This is a genomic window from Mucilaginibacter sp., from assembly GCF_036568825.1.
In the GTDB taxonomy this organism is placed as follows: domain Bacteria; phylum Bacteroidota; class Bacteroidia; order Sphingobacteriales; family Sphingobacteriaceae; genus Mucilaginibacter.
The window spans coordinates 89,094-109,891 of record NZ_DATCRU010000068.1; the positions used below are offsets into that span (position 1 = coordinate 89,094).

The 20,798-nt window shown below is 41.7% G+C and carries 11 protein-coding genes; 8 read left to right on the forward strand and 3 right to left on the reverse strand.

The features are described 5' to 3' along the window. Positions 1-23 precede the first annotated feature (23 nt). From VIM89_RS14810 to VIM89_RS14845, 8 genes are all read left to right on the forward strand, one after another. The gene (locus VIM89_RS14810) at positions 24-2,447 is read left to right on the forward strand and encodes an ABC transporter permease (protein ID WP_488156947.1); all 2,424 of its coding nucleotides are present in this window, start codon (positions 24-26) and stop codon (positions 2,445-2,447) included. 62 nt (positions 2,448-2,509) lie between these two features. Further along, positions 2,510-4,876, forward strand: coding sequence for an ABC transporter permease (locus VIM89_RS14815; protein ID WP_488156948.1), 2,367 nt, complete (start codon positions 2,510-2,512; stop codon positions 4,874-4,876). Between the two features lie 68 nt (positions 4,877-4,944). After that, positions 4,945-7,350 carry an ABC transporter permease gene (locus VIM89_RS14820; RefSeq protein WP_488156949.1) on the forward strand — a complete coding sequence of 802 codons (2,406 nt, stop codon included), beginning with the start codon at positions 4,945-4,947 and terminating at the stop codon, positions 7,348-7,350. Positions 7,351-7,955: 605 nt separating this feature from the next. Then, positions 7,956-10,958, forward strand: coding sequence for an ABC transporter permease (locus tag VIM89_RS14825; protein ID WP_488156950.1), 3,003 nt, complete (start codon positions 7,956-7,958; stop codon positions 10,956-10,958). A 69-nt stretch (positions 10,959-11,027) separates the two neighbouring features. Then, positions 11,028-13,454: an ABC transporter permease gene (locus tag VIM89_RS14830; protein ID WP_488156951.1), complete on the forward strand. Its 2,427-nt coding sequence runs from the start codon at positions 11,028-11,030 to the stop codon at positions 13,452-13,454. A gap of 342 nt (positions 13,455-13,796) precedes the next feature. Then, positions 13,797-14,474 carry an ABC transporter ATP-binding protein gene (locus VIM89_RS14835; RefSeq protein ID WP_488156952.1) on the forward strand — a complete coding sequence of 226 codons (678 nt, stop codon included), beginning with the start codon at positions 13,797-13,799 and terminating at the stop codon, positions 14,472-14,474. A gap of 24 nt (positions 14,475-14,498) precedes the next feature. After that, positions 14,499-15,938: a TolC family protein gene (locus VIM89_RS14840; protein WP_488156953.1), complete on the forward strand. Its 1,440-nt coding sequence runs from the start codon at positions 14,499-14,501 to the stop codon at positions 15,936-15,938. Positions 15,939-16,028: 90 nt separating this feature from the next. Beyond that, positions 16,029-17,792, forward strand: a complete 1,764-nt coding sequence (locus VIM89_RS14845) for a glycoside hydrolase family 9 protein (protein WP_488156954.1) — start codon at positions 16,029-16,031, stop codon at positions 17,790-17,792. A 5-nt stretch (positions 17,793-17,797) separates the two neighbouring features. Here VIM89_RS14845 and VIM89_RS14850 read toward each other — a convergent pair whose 3' ends face one another. From VIM89_RS14850 to VIM89_RS14860, 3 genes are all read right to left on the reverse strand, one after another. Next, positions 17,798-19,057, reverse strand: coding sequence for a nucleoside permease (locus VIM89_RS14850; protein ID WP_488156955.1), 1,260 nt, complete (start codon positions 19,055-19,057; stop codon positions 17,798-17,800). Positions 19,058-19,191: 134 nt separating this feature from the next. Beyond that, a complete protein-coding gene (locus VIM89_RS14855; protein WP_488156956.1) occupies positions 19,192-19,794 on the reverse strand; it encodes a bifunctional nuclease family protein in 603 nt (200 codons plus the stop codon). 25 nt (positions 19,795-19,819) lie between these two features. Next, positions 19,820-20,797, reverse strand: coding sequence for an electron transfer flavoprotein subunit alpha/FixB family protein (locus VIM89_RS14860; protein ID WP_488156957.1), 978 nt, complete (start codon positions 20,795-20,797; stop codon positions 19,820-19,822). Position 20,798: the final 1 nt, after the last annotated feature.

The following is a 20,798-nucleotide window of genomic DNA, read 5'->3' on the forward strand; positions in this document are numbered from 1 at the left end:
TCTAATCATATAACCATTCTATTATGCTGAAAAACTACTTTAAGATCGCCTGGCGTAATATTGTTCGCCATAAAGCTTATTCGGCTATAAACATTGCCGGGTTGACCGTAGGCATCGCAGCCTGCCTGCTTATTTTTTTAGTCGTAAGATTTGAACTGAGCTTTGATACTTTCCAGCCCGGTTATAAAAGCACATACCGCATTACCACCTTGGTACGCCGTGATGGAAATATCACCTATAATGCAGGTATTTCCGCGCCCGCTGTTACTGCATTCCGTTTGCATTTTCCGCAGGCTAAGGTCACCGGAGTTGATTTGATTTATGGCAGCGAGGTGACGGTGCCTGGTACAACCGGTAATGCAGTTGATGATAAAAAATTCATCGAAAACGCAGGCATCATGTTTGCCGAGCCGCAGCTTTTCGATGTTTTGTCCTCACAATGGCTGGCAGGCAGCCCTTCAGCTTTAAAGGATCCCAATATGGTTGTGCTGGATAAAAGTACCGCAGCCAAATATTTCGGCGACTGGCATACAGCTATGGGTAAAACGGTCAGGATGGATAACCTGGTGACGTTAAAGGTTGCCGGCGTAGTGGAAGACTCCCGGGTAAATTCAGATTTCAGGCTGAAGGTGCTGGTTTCCTATATTACCTGGAAGCAACACGCCAAAGATTACGGTTATTTTGATAACTGGAATAGTACCAGCAGCAATTGCCAGGTTTATATCCGGTTCCCTGAAAATGTTTCGCAAAGTAGTATCGATCGCCAATTACGTGATTTTTCAGATAAGCAATGGGATAATAATAAGCACCATAACAAAAAATATGCAGTGGCGGAGCCGATTTCAGATATACATTTCAATACACACTTCGGCGATGGTTTAGGTGACCATGTAACGAGTATGGCCACACTGCGAACGCTATCATTTATAGCTGTGTTGATCGTGGTGATGGCTTCCATCAATTTCATCAATCTTTCCACCGCGCAATCAGTTGGCCGTTCCAAAGAAGTTGGGATACGCAAAGTGCTGGGTAGCAACCGCTCACAACTTATTGCACAGGTTATGGGCGAAACGACTATCATCGTGCTGATCTCTGCCGGACTGGCATTATTTGTAGCTGAGTTTACCTTGCCATTTCTTAAGCACATTGCCAGCGTTCCTGACTCAATAGGTCTTTTGGACATAACAACATTATTATGCCTGGCAGTAGTGGTATGCGTTGTTATTATTCTCTCTGGGATTTATCCTGCGCTGATCGTCTCTGGTTTTAAACCTGTGTTGGCATTAAAGAATAAAATAAACGCCGCATCTGTAGGTGGTATATCCTTGCGCAGAGTACTGGTAATTACCCAATTTTCTATTTCCCAACTACTTATTATCGGTACGGTGATCGCCATAAAGCAAATGAACTTTGTTAATGATGCCGATCTCGGCTTCGATAAGGATGCTGTGCTGGTAATTCCCTGCCCGACCGACAGTATTGGTCTCTCGCGTCTTAACAGCTTCAAGCAACAGGTGCTGGCACTGCCCGGAGTAAAAGCAGCCAGCTTTACGTCGGATCCGCCTTCATCTGATAATAACAGCTCAACTAACTTCAACTTTAATCGCTCAGGCAAAGACCCGGGGTTTGATGTCTTTACAAAAGTGGGTGATGCTGATTATTTTAAGACATTTGGCTTGCGCTTTATTGCAGGTAAAGGGTATGAAAAGAGTGATACGCTGCCGGCAGTGGTCATTAATGCCACATTGATGCACAAGCTTGGCATTAAACGCCCGGAAGACGCCGTTGGCAAAAGCTTCAGTTTCGGAGACAAGAAATGGGTGCCTATCGTGGGTGTGGTGGAAGATTTTAAAACCAATTCCATGCGCGAAGAGGTTAAGCCTACGGTCATTTATCCACTAAAACAATACGAAGGAGAGATTGGTGTAAAGATCGGCACCGGAAAATTGTCGCCGACGGTAGCTTCGTTACAAAAGCTATGGGAAAGCAGGTATCCTGAATATGCGTACGCCGGCTTTTTCCTGGATGAGAGCATTGCTAAATTTTATAAGCAGGAAAATCAGCTTGAACTGGTTTATAAATCATTCGCGCTTATTGCCATTTTCATATCCTGCCTTGGCTTGTATGGCCTGGTATCCTTTATGGTGGTGCAGCGCACCAAGGAAGTCGGCGTGCGCAAAGTGCTTGGCGCATCGGTACGGAGCATCGTATTCCTGTTCTCAAAAGAATTCCTCGCGCTCATTATCATATCGTTCGTGATTGCTGTGCCAGTTGGTTGGTATATAATGAAAGACTGGCTGCAAAACTTTGTTTACAGGATATCAATCAGTGCTGATGTGTTTATTCTGGCTATCGTCGCATCGCTGTTGCTGGCCTGGTTTACAGTAGGCTATAAAGCGATCAGAGCTGCGTTGGTGAACCCAGTAAAAAGTCTGAGGAGTGAGTAGCAGTGACAGTAGCAGTTGGACACCAATGAACTAATGAACAATTGAACCAATGAACTAAAACCATGATAAAGAATTACATTAAAACCACCTTGCGCAGCCTGCTGAAGAACAGGTCGTACAGCTTTTTGAATATAACCGGGCTGGCTATTGGGATAGCTTGTGCCTCGCTAATATTCTTATGGGTAGAGGATGAGTTAACTTTTAATCACAATTTCGCTAAGCGCGATGTGCTGTATAAGGTCTACGAAAATCAGACTTACGAAGGGAAGGTCAGTACATTTTTCGGTACCCCCGGGCCTATGGCTAAGGCTATGAAAGCTGAAATTCCGGGTATTAAAAACACTGCCCGTATGACTGGTGACGGAGGCTCTGACTTGTTTGCATTAGGCGATAAAATAATTACTGAAACCGGAAATTATGCCGATCCGGAAATATTCTCTATGCTACAGTTGCCTTTTGTAAAGGGCTCTGCTGATAATGCGTTCAAACAACTGCATTCTGTGGTGATCAATGAGACCATGGCTCAAAAGTTCTTTGGCGATGCTGATCCCATAGGTAAAGCTTTGAAAGTGGATAATCAACAGGATTATATTGTGACCGGAGTTTTTAAAGATCTGCCTAAAAATTCGACATATCAGTTTCAGTGGCTGGCACCGTTGGAAAATATAGACCATAAGCAGCCATGGATGAATATATGGGGCGCCAACTGGGTTCGCACATTGGTTGAACTGGAACCTAATGCCGACGTTGCAGCAATTAATAAAAAGCTGAGTCACTATATAGCATCCAAAACTAAACCTGATAACACTACGGCATGCTTCCTGTTCGGTATGAACGACTGGAACCTGCATAATCATTTTACCGATGGTAAGGTAGATGGCGGCCGCATCCAGTATGTAAAACTATTTTCTTTCATTGCGTGGATCATTTTATTGATCGCCTGTATCAATTTCATGAACCTGTCTACCGCCCGCTCTGAGCAGCGTGCAAAAGAGGTGGGTGTTCGTAAAGTAATGGGAGCGGGTAAAGGTAAGCTTATAAGTCAGTTTATTGGCGAAGCAGTTATTATGTCATTCATTGCTGTAATATTAGCGGTAGGGATTATTTATGCAGCTGTGCCGTCATTCAATATTCTTGTTCAAAAGGAATTGGCGGTAAATATTCTTGAACCATTACACTTGATCTATATCATTCTTATTGGAGCTGTAACAGGTCTATTAGCCGGCAGCTATCCTGCGTTTTATTTATCATCATTTAATCCTATTACGGTTCTGAAGAACATCCGCATCAAATCAAGCTCCGGTTCAGGGTTTATCAGGCAAAGTTTGGTGGTGATGCAATTTACGATATCAATTGTATTGATAATCGGGACAATCATCATTTACCAGCAAATACAACATGTAAAAAACCGTAACCTTGGTTACAATAAGGATAACCTGGTTTATGTCTATTTACAAGGTAACCAGGCCGACCACTTCTCAGCAGTTTATAATGACCTGAAACAATCGGGCATTGTGGAAGATGCCGCGTTGAGCGATAACACATCACTGGAAGTTGGCAGCAATACAGACAACTACACCTGGGAGGGTAAGGATGCATCTAAAAACCCTTTAATCTCATGGCAAAATGTAAGCCCTCAATTTATCTCGACTATGGGCATGACGCTGGTTGCAGGGCATGATTTCAATATTAATTCTGCTTCCGATAGCTTAAATGTGATCATCAACGAAACCTTCGCGAAACAAATGGGCAAGGAGGGCAGAGTGGGTGGAATTATACGCGATGGCGATAAAAGACCACTTCAGATCATTGGTATTTTAAAGGACTACCTATATAACGATCCGTACGGCTCAACCGGCCCTTTATTGTTGTATAACCACCCTGCCGGTACGGCTGTGATGAGCATCCGTTTTAAAGCAGGTATCAACATTCAGGATGCATTAACCAAAGCAGGAGCCATTGTAAAAAGAGATTACCCAGGGTACTCCTTTGAATATAAGTTTATTGATGATGACTTCAATCAATTATTTAAAACAGAAACATTAACTGGTACGTTATCAGGTGTTTTTGCCGGATTGGCAATCTTCATTTCCTGTTTAGGTTTATTTGGATTAGCTGCTTACACAGCAGAACGCCGGATAAAAGAAATCGGTATACGCAAAGTTCTCGGTGCATCAGTTTCAGGACTTGCAGGCCTGTTATCAAAAGATTTTTTACAGTTGGTTGGCATTGCCTGCCTGATTGCATTCCCGGTAGCGTTTTGGGCACTGCATAAATGGCTGGAAAGCTACCAATACCGTGTCGACATTAACTGGTGGGTATTTGCCTTAGCCGGAGTTTTAGCCATGCTGATCGCCTTAGCAACAGTAAGCTTCCAGGCTATTAAAGCAGCGCTGATGAACCCGGTGAAGAGCCTGCGGTCCGAGTAGCCGTGGCAGTTGCAGTAGCAGTTCTGCACCAATTAACTAATGAACAATTGAACTAATGAACTAGCATCATGTTAAAGAATTTCTTCAAATCAACAGTCAGAAACCTGTGGAGTAACAGGGGTTACAGCGCATTGAATATTGGCGGATTAGCTATCGGAATTGCATGTGCAGGATTGATCTTCCTATGGGTTGCTGACGAAATAACAGCTGATAACTTCAATATCAAAAAAGAACGGTTATATGCGGTAAAAATAAACGCCAGTTTTGGCGATAATAAATTTACAATGGGATCAACGCCGCGCATGATGGCGGCTTCCATGAAAGCTGAAATCCCGGGTATTGTAAATGCGTGCAGGGTATCAGACGACGATGTAAATTCGCTATTCAACATTAACGGAAACGCAGTGTATGCGTCAGGTAAGTATGCCGATCCTTCATTGTTCAGCATGTTTACCTTTTCATTTATCCAGGGCAATGCCGGTAATCCTTACTCACAATTATATTCCATCGTTATTCCGGAAAAAACAGCGAAGAAGTTTTTTGGCAATGAACCAAATGTAATTGGAAAAACCATAAGGATGAATAATGAACAGGATTATGTGGTAAGCGGCGTAGTAAAAGATATGCCTGCAAACTCATCATTGCAATTCGAATGGTTGGCGCCGTATCAAGCCCAGATGCAACAGAATTTCCAAAAATTTGGTAATTATGACGACAAATGGAGTAGTTACGGCCCTTTCACTTATGTGGAATTAGCGCCGTCGGCAAATGTAACTGCAATAAATAAAAAGCTCTTTAATTATATTCATGGGAAGGATGCTACCCAGAAGAGCACTGCTTTTCTGTACCCCATGACCCGCTGGCATCTTTATAATGAGTTTGCGGGAGAAAAGGAAACCGGAGGCGGCAGGATTAAACAGGTGAGATTATTGTCTGTCATCGCATGGGTCATCCTGTTGATAGGATGTATTAACTTCATGAACCTGGCAACCGCCCGGAGTGAAAAACGGGCCAAAGAGATTGGTGTACGAAAGGTATTAGGATCGGGGAGAAAACGCCTTGTATTTCAATTCATCGGCGAATCGCTGATTATGTCGTTTATTGCCGCGTCGTTAGCAGTCGTACTTATTATAGTGGCTTTACCGGCTTTTAATCTACTTGTACAAAAGAACCTTTCAATTGGCCTCGATAATCCGGTTCATATTATTGCCCTGATAATTATTGCGATGATCTGCGGGTTGTTGGCCGGAAGCTATCCTTCTTTATACTTATCGTCATTTGACCCGGTTAAAGTGCTTAAAGGCTTAAGGATCAAGTCAGGCAGTGCAACGTTGATACGGAAAGGACTAGTAGTATTGCAATTTAGTGTTTCTGTTGTGTTTATTATCAGCACCATTATCATTTACCAGCAGATACAGCATGTGAAGAGCCGCAACCTGGGTTTCAATAAGGATAACCTTGTTGAAATAGACATGCACAATATCAAAAACAGTTTTCCAATCATAAAGCAGGAGCTTTTAGGCACAGGTTTGGTGCAGAACGCTGCTTTATCGGATCATGTTACGATTTATGACGGTAACCTTGATGACCGGTTTAATTGGGAAGGCAAACAGGCCAATAATAAAGTATTGATAACTTACCGCACAGTTAGCTCTGAATTTGTATCTACTTCTGGTATGAAAATTATTGAGGGTAAAGATTTTTCTGGTGCTGCCTCTGATACGTCTACTGTAATCATTACAAAATCGCTTGCTGACATTATAGACAAAAACGGCGTAATTGGTAAGACCATTCAATCAGGCCGTGGGATGCAGGAAGGAACATACCGTAACCTGCGGATTGTAGGAGTGGTAAATGATTATGTATTCGGTAATATGTACAATCGTGCCGGAGCACCGGTAATATTTCTTTGCCGCGGTACCGGAAGCTATGATGCCGATATGCTATATGTTCGCATTAAGGATGGTCAAATTTCTCAGCAAACTATGGCTGCAATAGGAGCGGTGATCAAAAAGAATACCCCCTCGTACCCATTCAAATACAAATTTGTAGATGATCAATTCAACCAGATGTTTTCGAGCGAAGTACAGATGAGTAAGTTATCAGGCATATTCGCTACGTTGGCCATCATTATTTCATGCCTCGGTTTGTTTAGTCTTGCAGCCTATACCGCCGAGCGAAGGATCAAGGAAATTGGAATCCGGAAAGTATTAGGAGCCTCCGTTTCTGGTTTGGCCGGATTGCTATCTAAGGATTTCCTGCAATTGGTAGGTGTTTCATGCCTGGTGGCCTTCCCAATTGCATGGTACATTATGTATAACTGGCTGCAGAATTACCAATACAGAGTAAGCATACACTGGTGGATATTCGCCGCGGCAGGTATTTCGGCAATGATTATCGCACTGGCGACAGTAAGTTTTCAGGCAATTAAAGCAGCGCTGGCGAACCCGGTTAAGAGTTTGAGAAGTGAATAATGGATTCGTACTCATTCCATATTAATCTGTATGATCTAACCCTCCTCGGAGCAATATTCGTAGGGCTTACTTTTGCTTTGTTGTTATGGTTCACAAAGAGCATTAGCCTGGGTGCAAACCGGGTTTTAAGCCTTGCTCTTGTCACGGTAGTCTTACAGATAATTTGGTTGTTATGTATTCATATCCGAATGTCTGTTTACTTTCCCCATTGGGATTGGCTACCGTTGCAGTTTTCGCTAGCGCTTGGGCCGCTGATCTTTTTCTATGTACTTAAAATCACCCGGCCGGAATATGAATTTAGGCGGAAAGACATCCTGCATTTTATCCCTTTAGTACTGCAACTCGCCGTTTTAATTTTAGCAATTAAACAGAGTAACACAACTTTATATGATACAATTATTTTTCGCCAAATAAACTTCGTGTCGCAGCTAATCGTATTTATTTCGATTATTGTATACATATACCGCTCTCACAGAGTGATACAACGCTTTTACAAGGGATTAAAATTTAATGAAGGTGACCGAGAGAGGCGTGAATTCCGATGGCTGCATCGCTTATTGTTAGGTTTAGCAGCAGTATGGATTCTATGGATACCTTTTGCTGCGATGAACTATTTTTACTACCATCAGCAATTAAATACTCCGGTTTATTATCTGCTTTATATTCTTTCGGCAATAATGGTTATCAGGATAGCAATAGCTGCCTTTTTAAGACCGGAGGCCAGGCCGTCATATGAATTGCAGCCCTTTTCAAAACCATCACCTTCAACTGAACTGAAGCAGAAGGGTATTTGGCTGAGGAAGAAGATGGAAACTGACCTGTTTCACCGGGATGCGGAACTAAGTTTAGCTACGCTGGCAGAGAAGCTTGGCATACATTCCCATGAATTATCCAGGATCATTAATATGGCGTTGAAAAGAAACTTCAACGATTTTATTAATGATTACCGCATTCGGGATGTGGTACAGAAAATGCAGGACAGGGCTTATAGTCATTTAACCCTGGTAGGTATTGCATTTGAGTCAGGATTCAACTCTAAATCGACATTCAACCGGACTTTCAGGCAAATGACTGGGAAAAGCCCGGTTGAGTATAAAAATGAGCTGAAAAATGAACGCCCAACTTATCATTTGAGACCTTTTCCGCCCTCTGCAGCGATAATTTCGTATCATCAGGCTCCCCCTAAGTGGTCTGATGAGAAATTAAACCGCAATTATATGTTTCGAAATTATTTAAAGATCGCCTGGCGCAATATGCTGAAGAACAAGGTTTACAGCGCGCTGAACATTACTGGTCTGGCAGCCGGTATGGCTGTGGCTTTACTGATAGGCTTGTGGGTAAACCTGCAATATTTATATGACCGCTTTTGGCCAAACTATAGCCAGTTATACCATGTTAAATTCAACTTTACCGACCCGAAGGATGGTACACATACCCAGGATGCCGTTTGCCTGCCTTTAGCTGACGTGCTCCGGACTACGATCCCGGGTATTAAGCGTGTTGCCGAGACTGACTGGATAGGATTAGAAGGACATAACCTTAACGTGGGGGATAAAAAGTTCTCGTTTATCGGGGGCTCGGTAAATCCTGATTTCCTGAGAATGTTCCAACTGTCTTTCATCAAAGGCGACCCCAAAACCGTGTTTAATGATGTCTATTCTGTCATCATTAATGAATCAACTGCAAAAGCATTATTCGGCGATGCCGATCCGATCAATAAGATCATCCGCTTCGACAATCAAAATAATGTGAAGGTAACGGGTGTATATAAGGATATTCCGGCAACATCCAGTCTCCAGTTTAGCTATTTACTACCTTTCAGCTACAAAGAGCTTACTCAAAGCTGGATGAAAAATGCCAGGACACAGTGGGCCAATAATTCATTTGAAATGTGGGTGGAACTTCAGCCAGGAGTGACACAGGCTCAGATCGCTCCAAAAATCAAAAACCTGCTGGTAAAATATTCCCCTAACTATAAGCTTAATAAAGGCGAGGTAATATTACAGCCTATCGGGGATACGCATCTTTTTTCAGATTACAAGAATGGAAAAGTAGCAGGCGGCTTTATAGATTATGTGCGTATGTTCAGCGTGATTGGCGCATTAGTATTGTTGATAGCATGTATCAACTTTATGAATCTGTCTACAGCACGTTCCGAAAAGCGTGCCCGCGAGGTAGGTGTACGAAAATCCATAGGTTCTCAGCGCAGCGATCTCATATTCCAGTTTTTAACAGAATCTTTGATGATCACCTTTGCGGCTTTCCTGTTTGCGGTGTTGCTGGTGCAGCTTGTATTAGAACCTTTCAACACGCTTACGGGTAGTTCGGTGCACGTACCTTATGGCAATCCGTTTTTCTGGGCCATTATGATCGGTTATGTATCGCTTACCGGTTTACTGGCAGGCAGCAGGCCGGCATTCTATCTATCATCTTTCAATCCTGTTAAGGTGTTGAAAGGATCCATCCAGGTAGGTAAGGCAGCTTCGTTACCTCGTAAGATACTGGTAGTTGTGCAGTTCAGTTGCTCGGTTGCGCTTATTATCAGCACAGTGATCATCTATCAGCAAATACAATATGTAAAAGACCGGCCGACAGGGTACAGTGCCGCCGGATTGGTATCTACAGGTATGAGTGATGATTTATGGAAGAACTATAATGCACTGAAAAATGATTTGCTGGCAAGCCGGATGGTGGAAAACGTGACCAAAGCATCCAGCCCGTTGACGGGTATTTATTGGCATACCGGTATTGATAAGTGGCCCGGACAAACTGCCGGAGAACTAGGTATCAATGTAGGCGGTGTCAATATCACCGATAATTATTTCAAAACAGTCGGAATGAAGTTGATCGAAGGACGTGATTTTTCGCCAGATTGGGCTTCTGATACATTAAATGTGATCGTAAATGAAGCCGCCGTTAAGCGCATGGGGCTTAAACAACCGCTCAATCAGATGATCACGTTTGGTGGTGGTTCACACCAGGTACGCATTATCGGTGTAGTACAGGATGCGTTAATGGAATCGCCATTTACACCGGCCGAGCCGACGGTATTCAATCATGGTCGCGGAGGAAATTTTGTAATTTATCGCTTAAATGCAGGCGTAAACCCGCATGAAGCAATGGATAAAATAAAGAAGATATTTGATAAATATAATTCAGCTTATCCCTTTGAATATGTATTTGTGGATAAGGAGTATGACAAAAAGTTTGACCTGGAAGTGCTGATAGGCAAACTGGCTGGAATATTCGCCACATTGGCGATATTTATATCTTGCCTGGGGTTATTTGGCCTTGCCGCCTATGTAGCCGAACAGCGTACCAAAGAGATCGGCATCCGGAAAGTGCTGGGTGCTTCTATTGCGCAGGTATGGGTATTGTTATCAAAAGATTTTATATTGCTGGTAGTGATCAGTTGTCTGATTGCGTCACCTATAGCCTTATATTTTCTAACGCCATGGCTCGCGAAGTATAATTATCATATTTCTATCGGTCCGGGAGTGTTTTTCCTGTCAGCGATAGCAGCTATGGTAATCACTATTGTAACGATCAGCTTCCAGGCGATAAAAGCAGCACTGGCGAATCCTGTGCGAAGCTTGAGGTCAGAGTAGCAGTGGCAAGTTGCAGTAGCAGCGGGACACCAATGAGCTAATGAACGAGTAAACAAATGAACTAACATCATGATACGGAACTATTTCAAAACAGCATGGCGCAACCTTATGCGTAACAAAAGTTATGCGGCCATTAATATTATCGGGTTATCGGTAGGTATTGCGGCCTGCACGCTCATCTTTCTGATCATTCAGTTTGAGACAAGCTTTGATACCTTTCACACCAAAAAGGATAAAATATACCGTGTCATTACTGCATTCCATAATCCTGATGGAGTAAATCTTTCCAGTGGAGTACCACTACCTATTTCAGAAGGATTGCGGCTTGATTTTCCGCAATTAAAACAGGTGGCACAAATGATGCAGAATGATGGCAGCCATTATTCTATCGGAAATGCGAGCAAAGGCGAACAGGTAAAGAAATTTAAGGAAGATTGGGCCTATTATGTTGAACCCCAATTCTTCCAGATCTTCGATTATGCATGGCTGGCAGGTGACAAGAAAACGGCCTTATCAGAACCTTATACCGTTGTTTTGAGCAGGGATGAAGCTGATAAGTTCTTCGGCAACTGGCATGATGCTATCGGGAAGGTTATTAAGTATGAAAATAAAACAGATCTGAAGGTAACTGGGATTATTGAAAATACTCCGGCCAATACTGATTTCCCGATGAAACTATTGATTTCTTTCGCAACCATGCGCGCAAAAGGAAGTGATTATTATAACAATTTTAAAGATTGGGTGAGCACGTTTGGCGATAACAGCTGTTATGTGATCCTGCCGAACAATATGACTCAGGCGCAATTCGATCAGGATCTGAAAGCATTTGTAAAGAAGCATAAACCTGCGGATTATGTAAAGGACGGACTGCAACTGCAGCCATTGAAGGAAATGCATTATAATACGGATATTAATGTGTATGGCGGTCATCCATTCAGTAAAGAACGTCTAAATATAATTGGTCTTATCGGGTTATTCCTTTTGTTGATTGCCTGCGTTAATTTTATAAATTTAGCTACAGCACAAGCTGTAAACCGCTCAAAAGAAGTAGGTATCCGCAAAGTATTAGGCAGCAACCGCAATCAATTGGTGGTGCAATTTATTAGCGAAACGCTAATCATTACTTTGTTTGCAGTTGTCCTTGCGATTGGCATTGCTGAATTGGTTCTTCCAATGCTGAATCATTTATTGGAGATCGAATTAAGCAGGAGTTTTTTAATTAACCCTCTGTTCCTGTCATTTCTGATCGCTACAATTATTTGTGTTACTCTGCTATCCGGTTTTTATCCCGCATTGGTATTGTCAGGATTTAATCCGATCGAAGCTTTGAAAAATAAAATTAAGGCAGGTAAAACGAGCGGTATTTCGCTCAGAAGAACATTGGTGGTAATACAATTTATGATCGCGCAATTCCTGGTAATAGGTACGCTGGTGATCATTTACCAGATGGATTATTTCAGAAATAAATCGCTTGGGTTTGATAAGGATGCTATCCTGACTGTCCCATTTCCGGGAGACAGTATCAGCCGGACTAAGATAAATACCCTGCGAGACCAGCTTTTGCAACAGCCGGGCATAAAGGATGTGAGCTTTAGCTTTGCAAGCCCATCCGACAACAATGGTTGGAGCAGCGATTTTAAATTCAATAATTCGGCAAAGCAAACTGATTTCGGCGCTAATTTGAAATGGGCCGACGCCGAGTATTTTAAATTATACAATATTCAGTTTGTTGCCGGTCAGCCATACGAAAAAAGTGATACGATACACGGATATGTTGTTAACGAAACGCTGATACACAAATTAGGTATCCGTGATCCGAAGGATGCGATAGGTAAGTATGTTAAATTATGGGATGATAAGAAAAAATATGCTCCTATAGTAGGGGTGGTTAAAGATTTCAATATTGGCTCTCTTAAAAATGCTATCCCACCAGTTTTAATGAGCAGCTGGAAGGATGTTTATCAAAAATTAAATATTAAGATCGAACCCAAAAATGTAACCCAATCACTTGCTTCAATTGAAAGGTTATGGAACCGCACTTATCCTGATGGAATATATGAGTATCAATTCCTGGATGAGAAAATCGCTAACTTTTATAAGACTGAAGACCAGCAATCACAATTGGCAAAAATATTTGCAGGGCTTGCAATTTTCATTTCATGTCTTGGTTTATACGGATTAATTTCATTTATGACCTTGCAGCGTACCAAAGAAGTTGGAATACGTAAAACATTAGGGGCATCTGTGACCAATATAGTTTATTTATTTTCAAAGGAATTTACCGTACTTATCCTTATAGCTTTTGTCCTTTCATCATTTATCGGTTATTACGTTATGCACAAGTGGCTGCAGGACTTTACTTACCGGATTCCGATAAGTCCTGACATATTTATACTCGCAATAATCGCTTCCATAGCCATTGCCTGGGCCACAGTAGGGTATAAGGCGGTCAAGGCCGCTTTGGCAAATCCGGTGAAGAGTCTGAGGTCGGAGTGACCGGTTATTAGTTAATCAGCGACTAGTTAACCAGTTATCGGGTGAAAAATAAGAAATCCTTCTCTTTTGGGGAAGGATTTCTTATTTAAACAAATACAAGTACCGATCACTAGTTAACTGATTAACCGATCACTGGTCACTGATCAACTAACAACCCAACTGTATCATAACCGAACGCTTTCTGTTACATAAGCGAACAGTGAATAAAATCAAACATTGTATAACTAATTGATATATAGACTATTGAAACTTTGGTATATTATTGATTGCTTAATGCCAAAATGAATTAGTATTATTAAATCAGTAATCTATTAATTCGTTTCACAATTCAACTTTTTAAAAATGTTATCATTACAACACGTTACCAAATATTACCAGGCAGGCGCAAATAAAAATATTGTCTTGAATGATGTTAGCCTTGAGGTGGATGAAGGCGAATTTATCTCTATAATGGGCCCATCCGGTTCAGGAAAATCAACCCTTTTAAATGTTATTGGCATGCTGGACGAACCCTCAGAAGGGTATCATTATTTTATGAGCCAGGCTGTTCACCAATTGAAAGAAAAACAACGCTCAGCATTATACAAGCAATATATCGGCTTCGTTTTCCAGGCTTATCACCTGATTGATGAGCTAACAGTTTATGAAAACATTGAAACTCCTTTGATTTACCAGGATATTAAAGGCTCCGAGCGTAAAGCTATGGTGGCTGATATGCTCGACAGATTTCAGATCGTGGGTAAGAAAGACCTTTTCCCGGCACAGTTATCAGGTGGTCAGCAACAGTTAGTAGGTATTGCCCGCGCGTTGATCGCAAGACCTAAATTGTTACTTGCTGACGAACCAACAGGTAACCTCAACTCAAAACAAGGTGAGGAGATAATGGAATTGTTCAGGAAATTAAATAAAGAAGATGGGGTAACCATTATCCAGGTGACACATTCTGAGAAAAATGCGGAATACGGCACCCGTATTGTCGATCTTCTGGATGGTAAAGTCAGTTCCTCAAGAAAATTCTGATCTACAAATAATACAACATATACAATGCGTTTTAGTAAATACATATTAACACTTCTTTTGATAACGGGCACTATCTGGGCTAATGCACAAGTGACGGATACTTCGTTTACGCTGCAAAAATGTCTTGACATTGCTATTAAAAATAACCTGCAGGTAAAACAAAGTAATACAAACGCCCAGCTTGCAGGGGTTGATTACCGCCAGGCTATAGAAAACTTATTGCCAAACATCAGCGGTAGCGCAAGCCGGTCATTCAATAGCGGCCGTGCAATTAGCCCATTGACCAACTCTTATGTAAATCAATCAGCTACAAATGATAGCTATGGTTTATCAGGTAGTATAACTTTGTTTAACGGGTTTTCATTGATCAATGCCATCAAATCAACTTCACTGGCATTTCAGGCAGGTAAAATGAACTTCCAGGCAGCGAAGGATGCGGTGACGGTTAACGTGATCACAAGTTACCTGGCGATATTGGATGATCAAGAAATCCTGACAGCGAGTAAAAGTCAATTAGCTTATCAAAAAGAAACAGTAGACCGTTTGACCATCCTGGAAAAGCAGGGAGCTAATAAGGCAGCTTCAGATCTTACTGATCAGCAGGGACAGCTTGCAGCCAACCAGGTTAGTGTAGTTAATGCTCAAAATGCTTTGGACGCAGCTAAGCTGACGTTGTTCCAGATAATGAATATTCCTTACCAGGCCGGGGTTAAATTTGAGGATGTAAATGCTGAAAATTTAAGGGGCGATTATGGCTCTGATCCTGACCAGGTTTATCAGACAGCATTGCAACGCTTTGCTGCTGTAAAAGCAGCTACTTTAAGTCGCCAGGCTGCTCAAAAGAATGTAAGCTCTCTCAGAGGACAATTAGCACCAAGTATTACTTTGGGTGGCGGCTTAAATACTGCCTATTCAAATACGGCACAACAGTCTGTATTTATTGATTCTACAACATCTGCAGTTAAGGGATTATATGCCCAGGGGCCAGCCGGTAAGGAAACGATATTTTCGACAAATGCTAACACCGCATCGCAAGATATCAGCTATCGCGATCAGTTAAAAAACAACTATAGCTCATATGTTTCAATTGGTATTAATATACCGATATTCCTTAATGGTACCAGGAGAAATGCGTTATCCAGGGCAAAGATCAATGCTCTTTATGCGCGTGATGTAGAAGAAAACTCAAAAATTGTATTAAAGCAAAATGTAGAGCAGGCTTATTTAAACATGATGGCCGCATACAAAAAGTACCAGGTTTTAATGGATCAGGTGAAGGCTTATACAGAAAGCTTCCGCATTTATAAACTGCGTTTTGATGCGGGTGTATTGACTTCTGTTGATTACATCTTCGCAAAAAACAACCTGGATGCAGCAACGGTAAATATGATCAGCGCTAAATACGATTACTTTATCGACAGTAAAATATTGGATTATTACCAGGGTAAACTGACCTGGCAATAATGATTTGTTGATAATTGTACGCTATAAATCAATCACCTGGTATTACAGGTATCGTATAAAGACAGTAAATTTAAGGGCTAATTAAAGCTTATGTTTAAGAAAGCCCTTTACATATTACTCTATCTTTTATTTTTTTCTGGCTTAACAGTCTCTGCACAATCCAAGTCAGACGGTGGAAGAAATCAAATAAGGCTTAACCAGATCGGTTTTTACCCCGAGGCTCCTAAAATTGCAATTGTACTAACCAATAAAAAGGCAAGCTTTTCGCTTCAGACAACGGACAAAAAGGTAGTTTACAAAGGTCAGCTGAAAAAGTCTCTGCAGCCCAATTTTGCCGGCCAATATACCTGGATAGCTGATTTCTCTGCTTATACCAAACCTGGTAAATATGTTTTGAATGTTCCGGGGTTAGGCACTTCTTATCCATTTAGTATTTCCAAAAATGTTCATCAGCAGGTTGCGCATGCTGTTATAAAAGCATTTTATTATATGCGGGCATCAACACCGCTCTTGGAAAAATATGCAGGCAAGTGGCACCGGGCAATGGGTCATCCTGATAATAAGGTCTTAGTGCATGCTTCGGCTGTAAGTGAAGGTCGACCGGAAGGCTCTCTTGTTTCATCACCACGCGGTTGGTATGATGCAGGGGATTATAATAAGTATATCGTTAACAGCGGTATCTCAACTTATACATTATTATCGCTTTATGAGGACTTCCCTGAGTATATGAAGACAGTTAAGCTAAATATACCGGAAAGCGGAAATGGTGTTCCTGATTTATTAAACGAAACACTTTGGAACCTGCGCTGGATGTTAACCATGCAGGATTCAATAGATGGCGGCGTATATCACAAACTCACTAATGCCGCTTTTGATAAAATGGAAATGCCTGATAAAGCAACCGAGCCTCGATATATCATACAGAAAAGTACTGCTGCAACATTGGATTTTACAGCGGTGATGGCGCAATCTGCACGCGTATTCAGGCAATATGAAGTACAACTGCCGGGTTTTGCTGACTCATGTCGTGAAGCTGCTTTAAAGGCATGGGAGTGGGCCCAAATTCATCCTCATATCATTTACAATAAGTATGTGCTGAACGACAACTTTAGTCCTAAGATTACCACTGGTGATTATGGCGATGGTGAGGTAAGAGATGAATTTATTTGGGCAGCATCTGAGTTATTTGTCACTTTAAAGGATATTAAATACGTTCATAAGATCAATGTTATACCTGACATCAAAATGCCGCTACCATCATGGAGCCAGGTGCGTGTGCTTGGATACTACACCATCGCGAGGAATAGTGAACGTATAGCAGGTACCAGTTACAAGAATATCGCTGAAATAAAAAAACGCATCGTGAATTATGCCGACGGCCTGATAAAAGACGCTAACAAGACGGCGTACATGGCTGTGATGTATAAGAAGAAAGCCAATTTTATTTGGGGAAGTAACTCGGTGGCTGCTAACCAGGGAATAGCCCTAATTCAGGCCTATAAACTCACAGGGAATAAAAAATATCTGAAATATGCTTTAGATAACCTGGATTATATTTTAGGGAGGAATGGTACTGGCTACTCCTTTGTAACTGGGTACGGAAGCAAAACACCTATGCACCCACATCATCGCCCGTCTGTTGCTGATGGTATTGTTGAACCTATACCCGGCTTACTGGCTGGCGGTGCAAATCCGGGTGATGAAGACCATATTCCGCTTCCATCATTTATTCCTGACGAGGCTTATGTCGATAACGATCAGGCCTATGCTTCCAACGAAGTTGCTATTAATTGGAATTCCCCTATGGCTTACCTGGTGAATGCGTTGGAAGCTTTACAGAACGAGATCAGGTAAGTTTACTAAACGTGTTGCGTAACTCGTTTTAATTCAGCCGTATGTTTATACCTAAATACTAAAGGGAATATCACCGCTATAACTAATGCATAACTTGCAAAAGTGAGCCATATGCCATGCCAGTTTTTGCTATGATCGGGCATGGTGAAAAACTCATCGATAATAAAACCGCTGGTCAGGCTTCCAAACATAGCCCCGAAGCCGTTTACCATCATCATAAATAATCCTTGCGCGCTACCTCTTATCTCGGGTGTTGTTTGCGTTTCGACAAATAATGATCCGGAAATATTAAAGAAGTCGAACGCCATACCATATACGATGCAGGATAATATAATCATCCACAAACCTCCATCTGGATTACCGAAAGCAAATAGGCCAAATCTTAATACCCAGGCAAGCATACTAAACAGCATAACATACTTAATACCAAACTTACGAAGGAAAAAGGGTATAGCGAGTATAAAAAGAGTTTCTGATACCTGTGAAATGGACATGATGATAGCAGGATATTTCACTGTTGCCAGATCTTTATATTCAGCTACATTTTTAAAATCCTGTAAAAAAGTATCGCCATAAGCATTCGTCAATTGCAATGCCGCCCCTAAAAGCATGGAGAAAATGAAAAATACTGCAAATCTTGGTGTTTTGAATAAAGTAAAAGCTTTTAAGCCGAATAGCTCTACAAATGATTTATTGCCTGTTTTGTTATAAAGAGGCGGACACTTTGGCAACGTGAACGCAAATATTCCTAATCCAAATGCTACTGCAGAAGCTATATAAAACTGATTGGCGGTAGTTTCACTATGTGTTAGACTTACTACCCATAATGCCGCTATAAAACCTACCGTTCCCCACGTGCGTATGGGAGGATAATTGCTTACGATGTCTATGTTCTCCTGTTTTAACGCAGAGTAAGCAACCGTTATGGATAATGATATGGTTGGCATATAAAACACCATGTTTAATAGCATTACCCAGAAGAATGCGGTTGGGTTGGTAACAAGAGGTAAGGATAGAAGGGATAAAGCTCCGAGAATATGCATTATCCCATATAGTTTTTCAGCATTGATCCATCTGTCGACAATGATTCCAGTAAGCGCGGGCATAAAAATAGCCGAGATGCCCATGGTTGAGAATATCGCACCGAACTGTGCACCTGACCAGTGTTTGTTTTGAAACCAATAAGCGCCAATAGTGAGAAGCCAGGAACCCCATATAAAATATTGTATGAAGTTCATCAGTATTAAGCGGAACTTAATATTCATAGAGTGCCCTGGTTTTATTGAAAGCCATAACTATTGAGATCAAAAGCTGAAAAATAATGAAATAAATGCGGAAATGGAAAAGACGAAAGAGTAGGAATCGTCTCACATCTCATATCTCACATCTCAAATCTAATTTAAGATGCTTTTCTGCGGTTCAGTTCGTCCCTTATTTTAGCGGCTTTTTCGTAAGCCTCTTCGGTTAAGGCTTCCTGGAGTTTACTTTTCAACTCATCAGTACTTAATGAGGCATAACCACTGGTAGAAGGAGAGGTAACTGCTTTTTCTTCAGTCGTGTCGCTCATATTTTCGAGATAAACAAAATCGTTACCTTCAATCACGATACCTGCAGTAGAAAGTATGAATTCGTAAGTATAAATAGAGCAATCGAAACGGACAGCCATAGCAATCGCATCAGAGGTTCGGGCATCGATCTCAATTGTTTTTTTGCCGTCGGAGCAAACCAGCTTGGCGTAAAATATACCATCAACCAGGTTATAGATGATGATCTCCTGGATAGTGATATTATAAGCTTGTGCGAAATTTTTAAACAGATCATGTGTAAGCGGCCTGCTTGGCGTCATCTTTTCGATCTCGATAGCAATTGCCTGCGCTTCAAAGCTTCCGATGATGATCGGCAATCTGCGACGGCCATTTACTTCGCCTAAAACCAGTGCATAAGCGCCGGATTGAGTTTGGCTATACGATAGCCCTACGATATCCAGCTTGATTTTTTTCATATTGTTACCCATCACTGATTCTTTTTTATGCTGACGCTTTATATTCTTTCACTGCTGCTATTAATTGTGGCACTACTTCAAAAGCATCGCCAACTATACCATAGTCGGCTACCTTGAAAATTGGCGCTTCAGGATCTTTGTTTATCGCCACGATCACTTTTGACGAGCTAATGCCAGCCAGGTGTTGAATGGCCCCCGAAATTCCTATTGCAATATACAAATTTGGACTGACAGCTATACCAGTTTGTCCAACGTGTTCGCTATGCGGGCGCCAACCTGCATCTGAAACAGGTTTGGAGCAGGCGGTAGCAGCACCTAACAGATCGGCCAGTTCTTCTATCATTCTCCAGTTCTCAGGTCCTTTCAACCCGCGGCCACCTGAGACTACGATTTCAGCATCAGGTAGAGACACTTTATCGGTTGAGCGAACAATTTCTTTCACCATTGCTTTGAAATCTGATTCTTTAGTCTCAGCAGAAAATGTTTCAATTGTTCCGGCAGCTGGCTTTTCAACAACATGGTAAGAGTTGGGCACCAAAGCGATTACTTTATTAGCCGATGTGAGTTGAACGGTAGCGAAAGCTTTACCCGAAAATGCAGTTTTTTTAACGGTGAATTTGTCACCTGATATTTCAGGTAAGGCTACAACTCCATCGGCAACACCTGCATCCAGTTTAACACCAATACGCGGTGCTAATCCACGTCCCGAAAAGGAATTGGATAAAACTACAATGTCAGCGCCTTCTTTTTTTGCAGCCGAAGCGATAACCGATGCATATGCCTGGTTAACAAAATTCTTCAGCTGAGCATTTGATACGTTAAGCACTTTGTCTGCTCCGTATTTTCCAAGCGAGGTAAGCTGATCGTTTGCTATGTCACCGATAGAAATGGCTACTAGGTTGGTATTAGTTTGATCAGCAATTGCACGGGCGTAAGAAACGGCTTCAAAAGTTGATTTTTTGAATTTGCCTTCGGCATTTTCTGTATATATTAAAACTGACATA

Coding starts and splice junctions, on each gene's coding strand:
- VIM89_RS14810 (WP_488156947.1), top strand. CDS start 24: ATGCTGAAAAACTACTTTAAGATCGCCTGGCGTAATATTGTTCGCCAT.
- VIM89_RS14815 (WP_488156948.1), top strand. CDS start 2,510: ATGATAAAGAATTACATTAAAACCACCTTGCGCAGCCTGCTGAAGAAC.
- VIM89_RS14820 (WP_488156949.1), top strand. CDS start 4,945: ATGTTAAAGAATTTCTTCAAATCAACAGTCAGAAACCTGTGGAGTAAC.
- VIM89_RS14825 (WP_488156950.1), top strand. CDS start 7,956: ATGAACTATTTTTACTACCATCAGCAATTAAATACTCCGGTTTATTAT.
- VIM89_RS14830 (WP_488156951.1), top strand. CDS start 11,028: ATGATACGGAACTATTTCAAAACAGCATGGCGCAACCTTATGCGTAAC.
- VIM89_RS14835 (WP_488156952.1), top strand. CDS start 13,797: ATGTTATCATTACAACACGTTACCAAATATTACCAGGCAGGCGCAAAT.
- VIM89_RS14840 (WP_488156953.1), top strand. CDS start 14,499: ATGCGTTTTAGTAAATACATATTAACACTTCTTTTGATAACGGGCACT.
- VIM89_RS14845 (WP_488156954.1), top strand. CDS start 16,029: ATGTTTAAGAAAGCCCTTTACATATTACTCTATCTTTTATTTTTTTCT.
- VIM89_RS14850 (WP_488156955.1), bottom strand. CDS start 19,057: ATGAATATTAAGTTCCGCTTAATACTGATGAACTTCATACAATATTTT.
- VIM89_RS14855 (WP_488156956.1), bottom strand. CDS start 19,794: ATGAAAAAAATCAAGCTGGATATCGTAGGGCTATCGTATAGCCAAACT.
- VIM89_RS14860 (WP_488156957.1), bottom strand. CDS start 20,797: ATGTCAGTTTTAATATATACAGAAAATGCCGAAGGCAAATTCAAAAAA.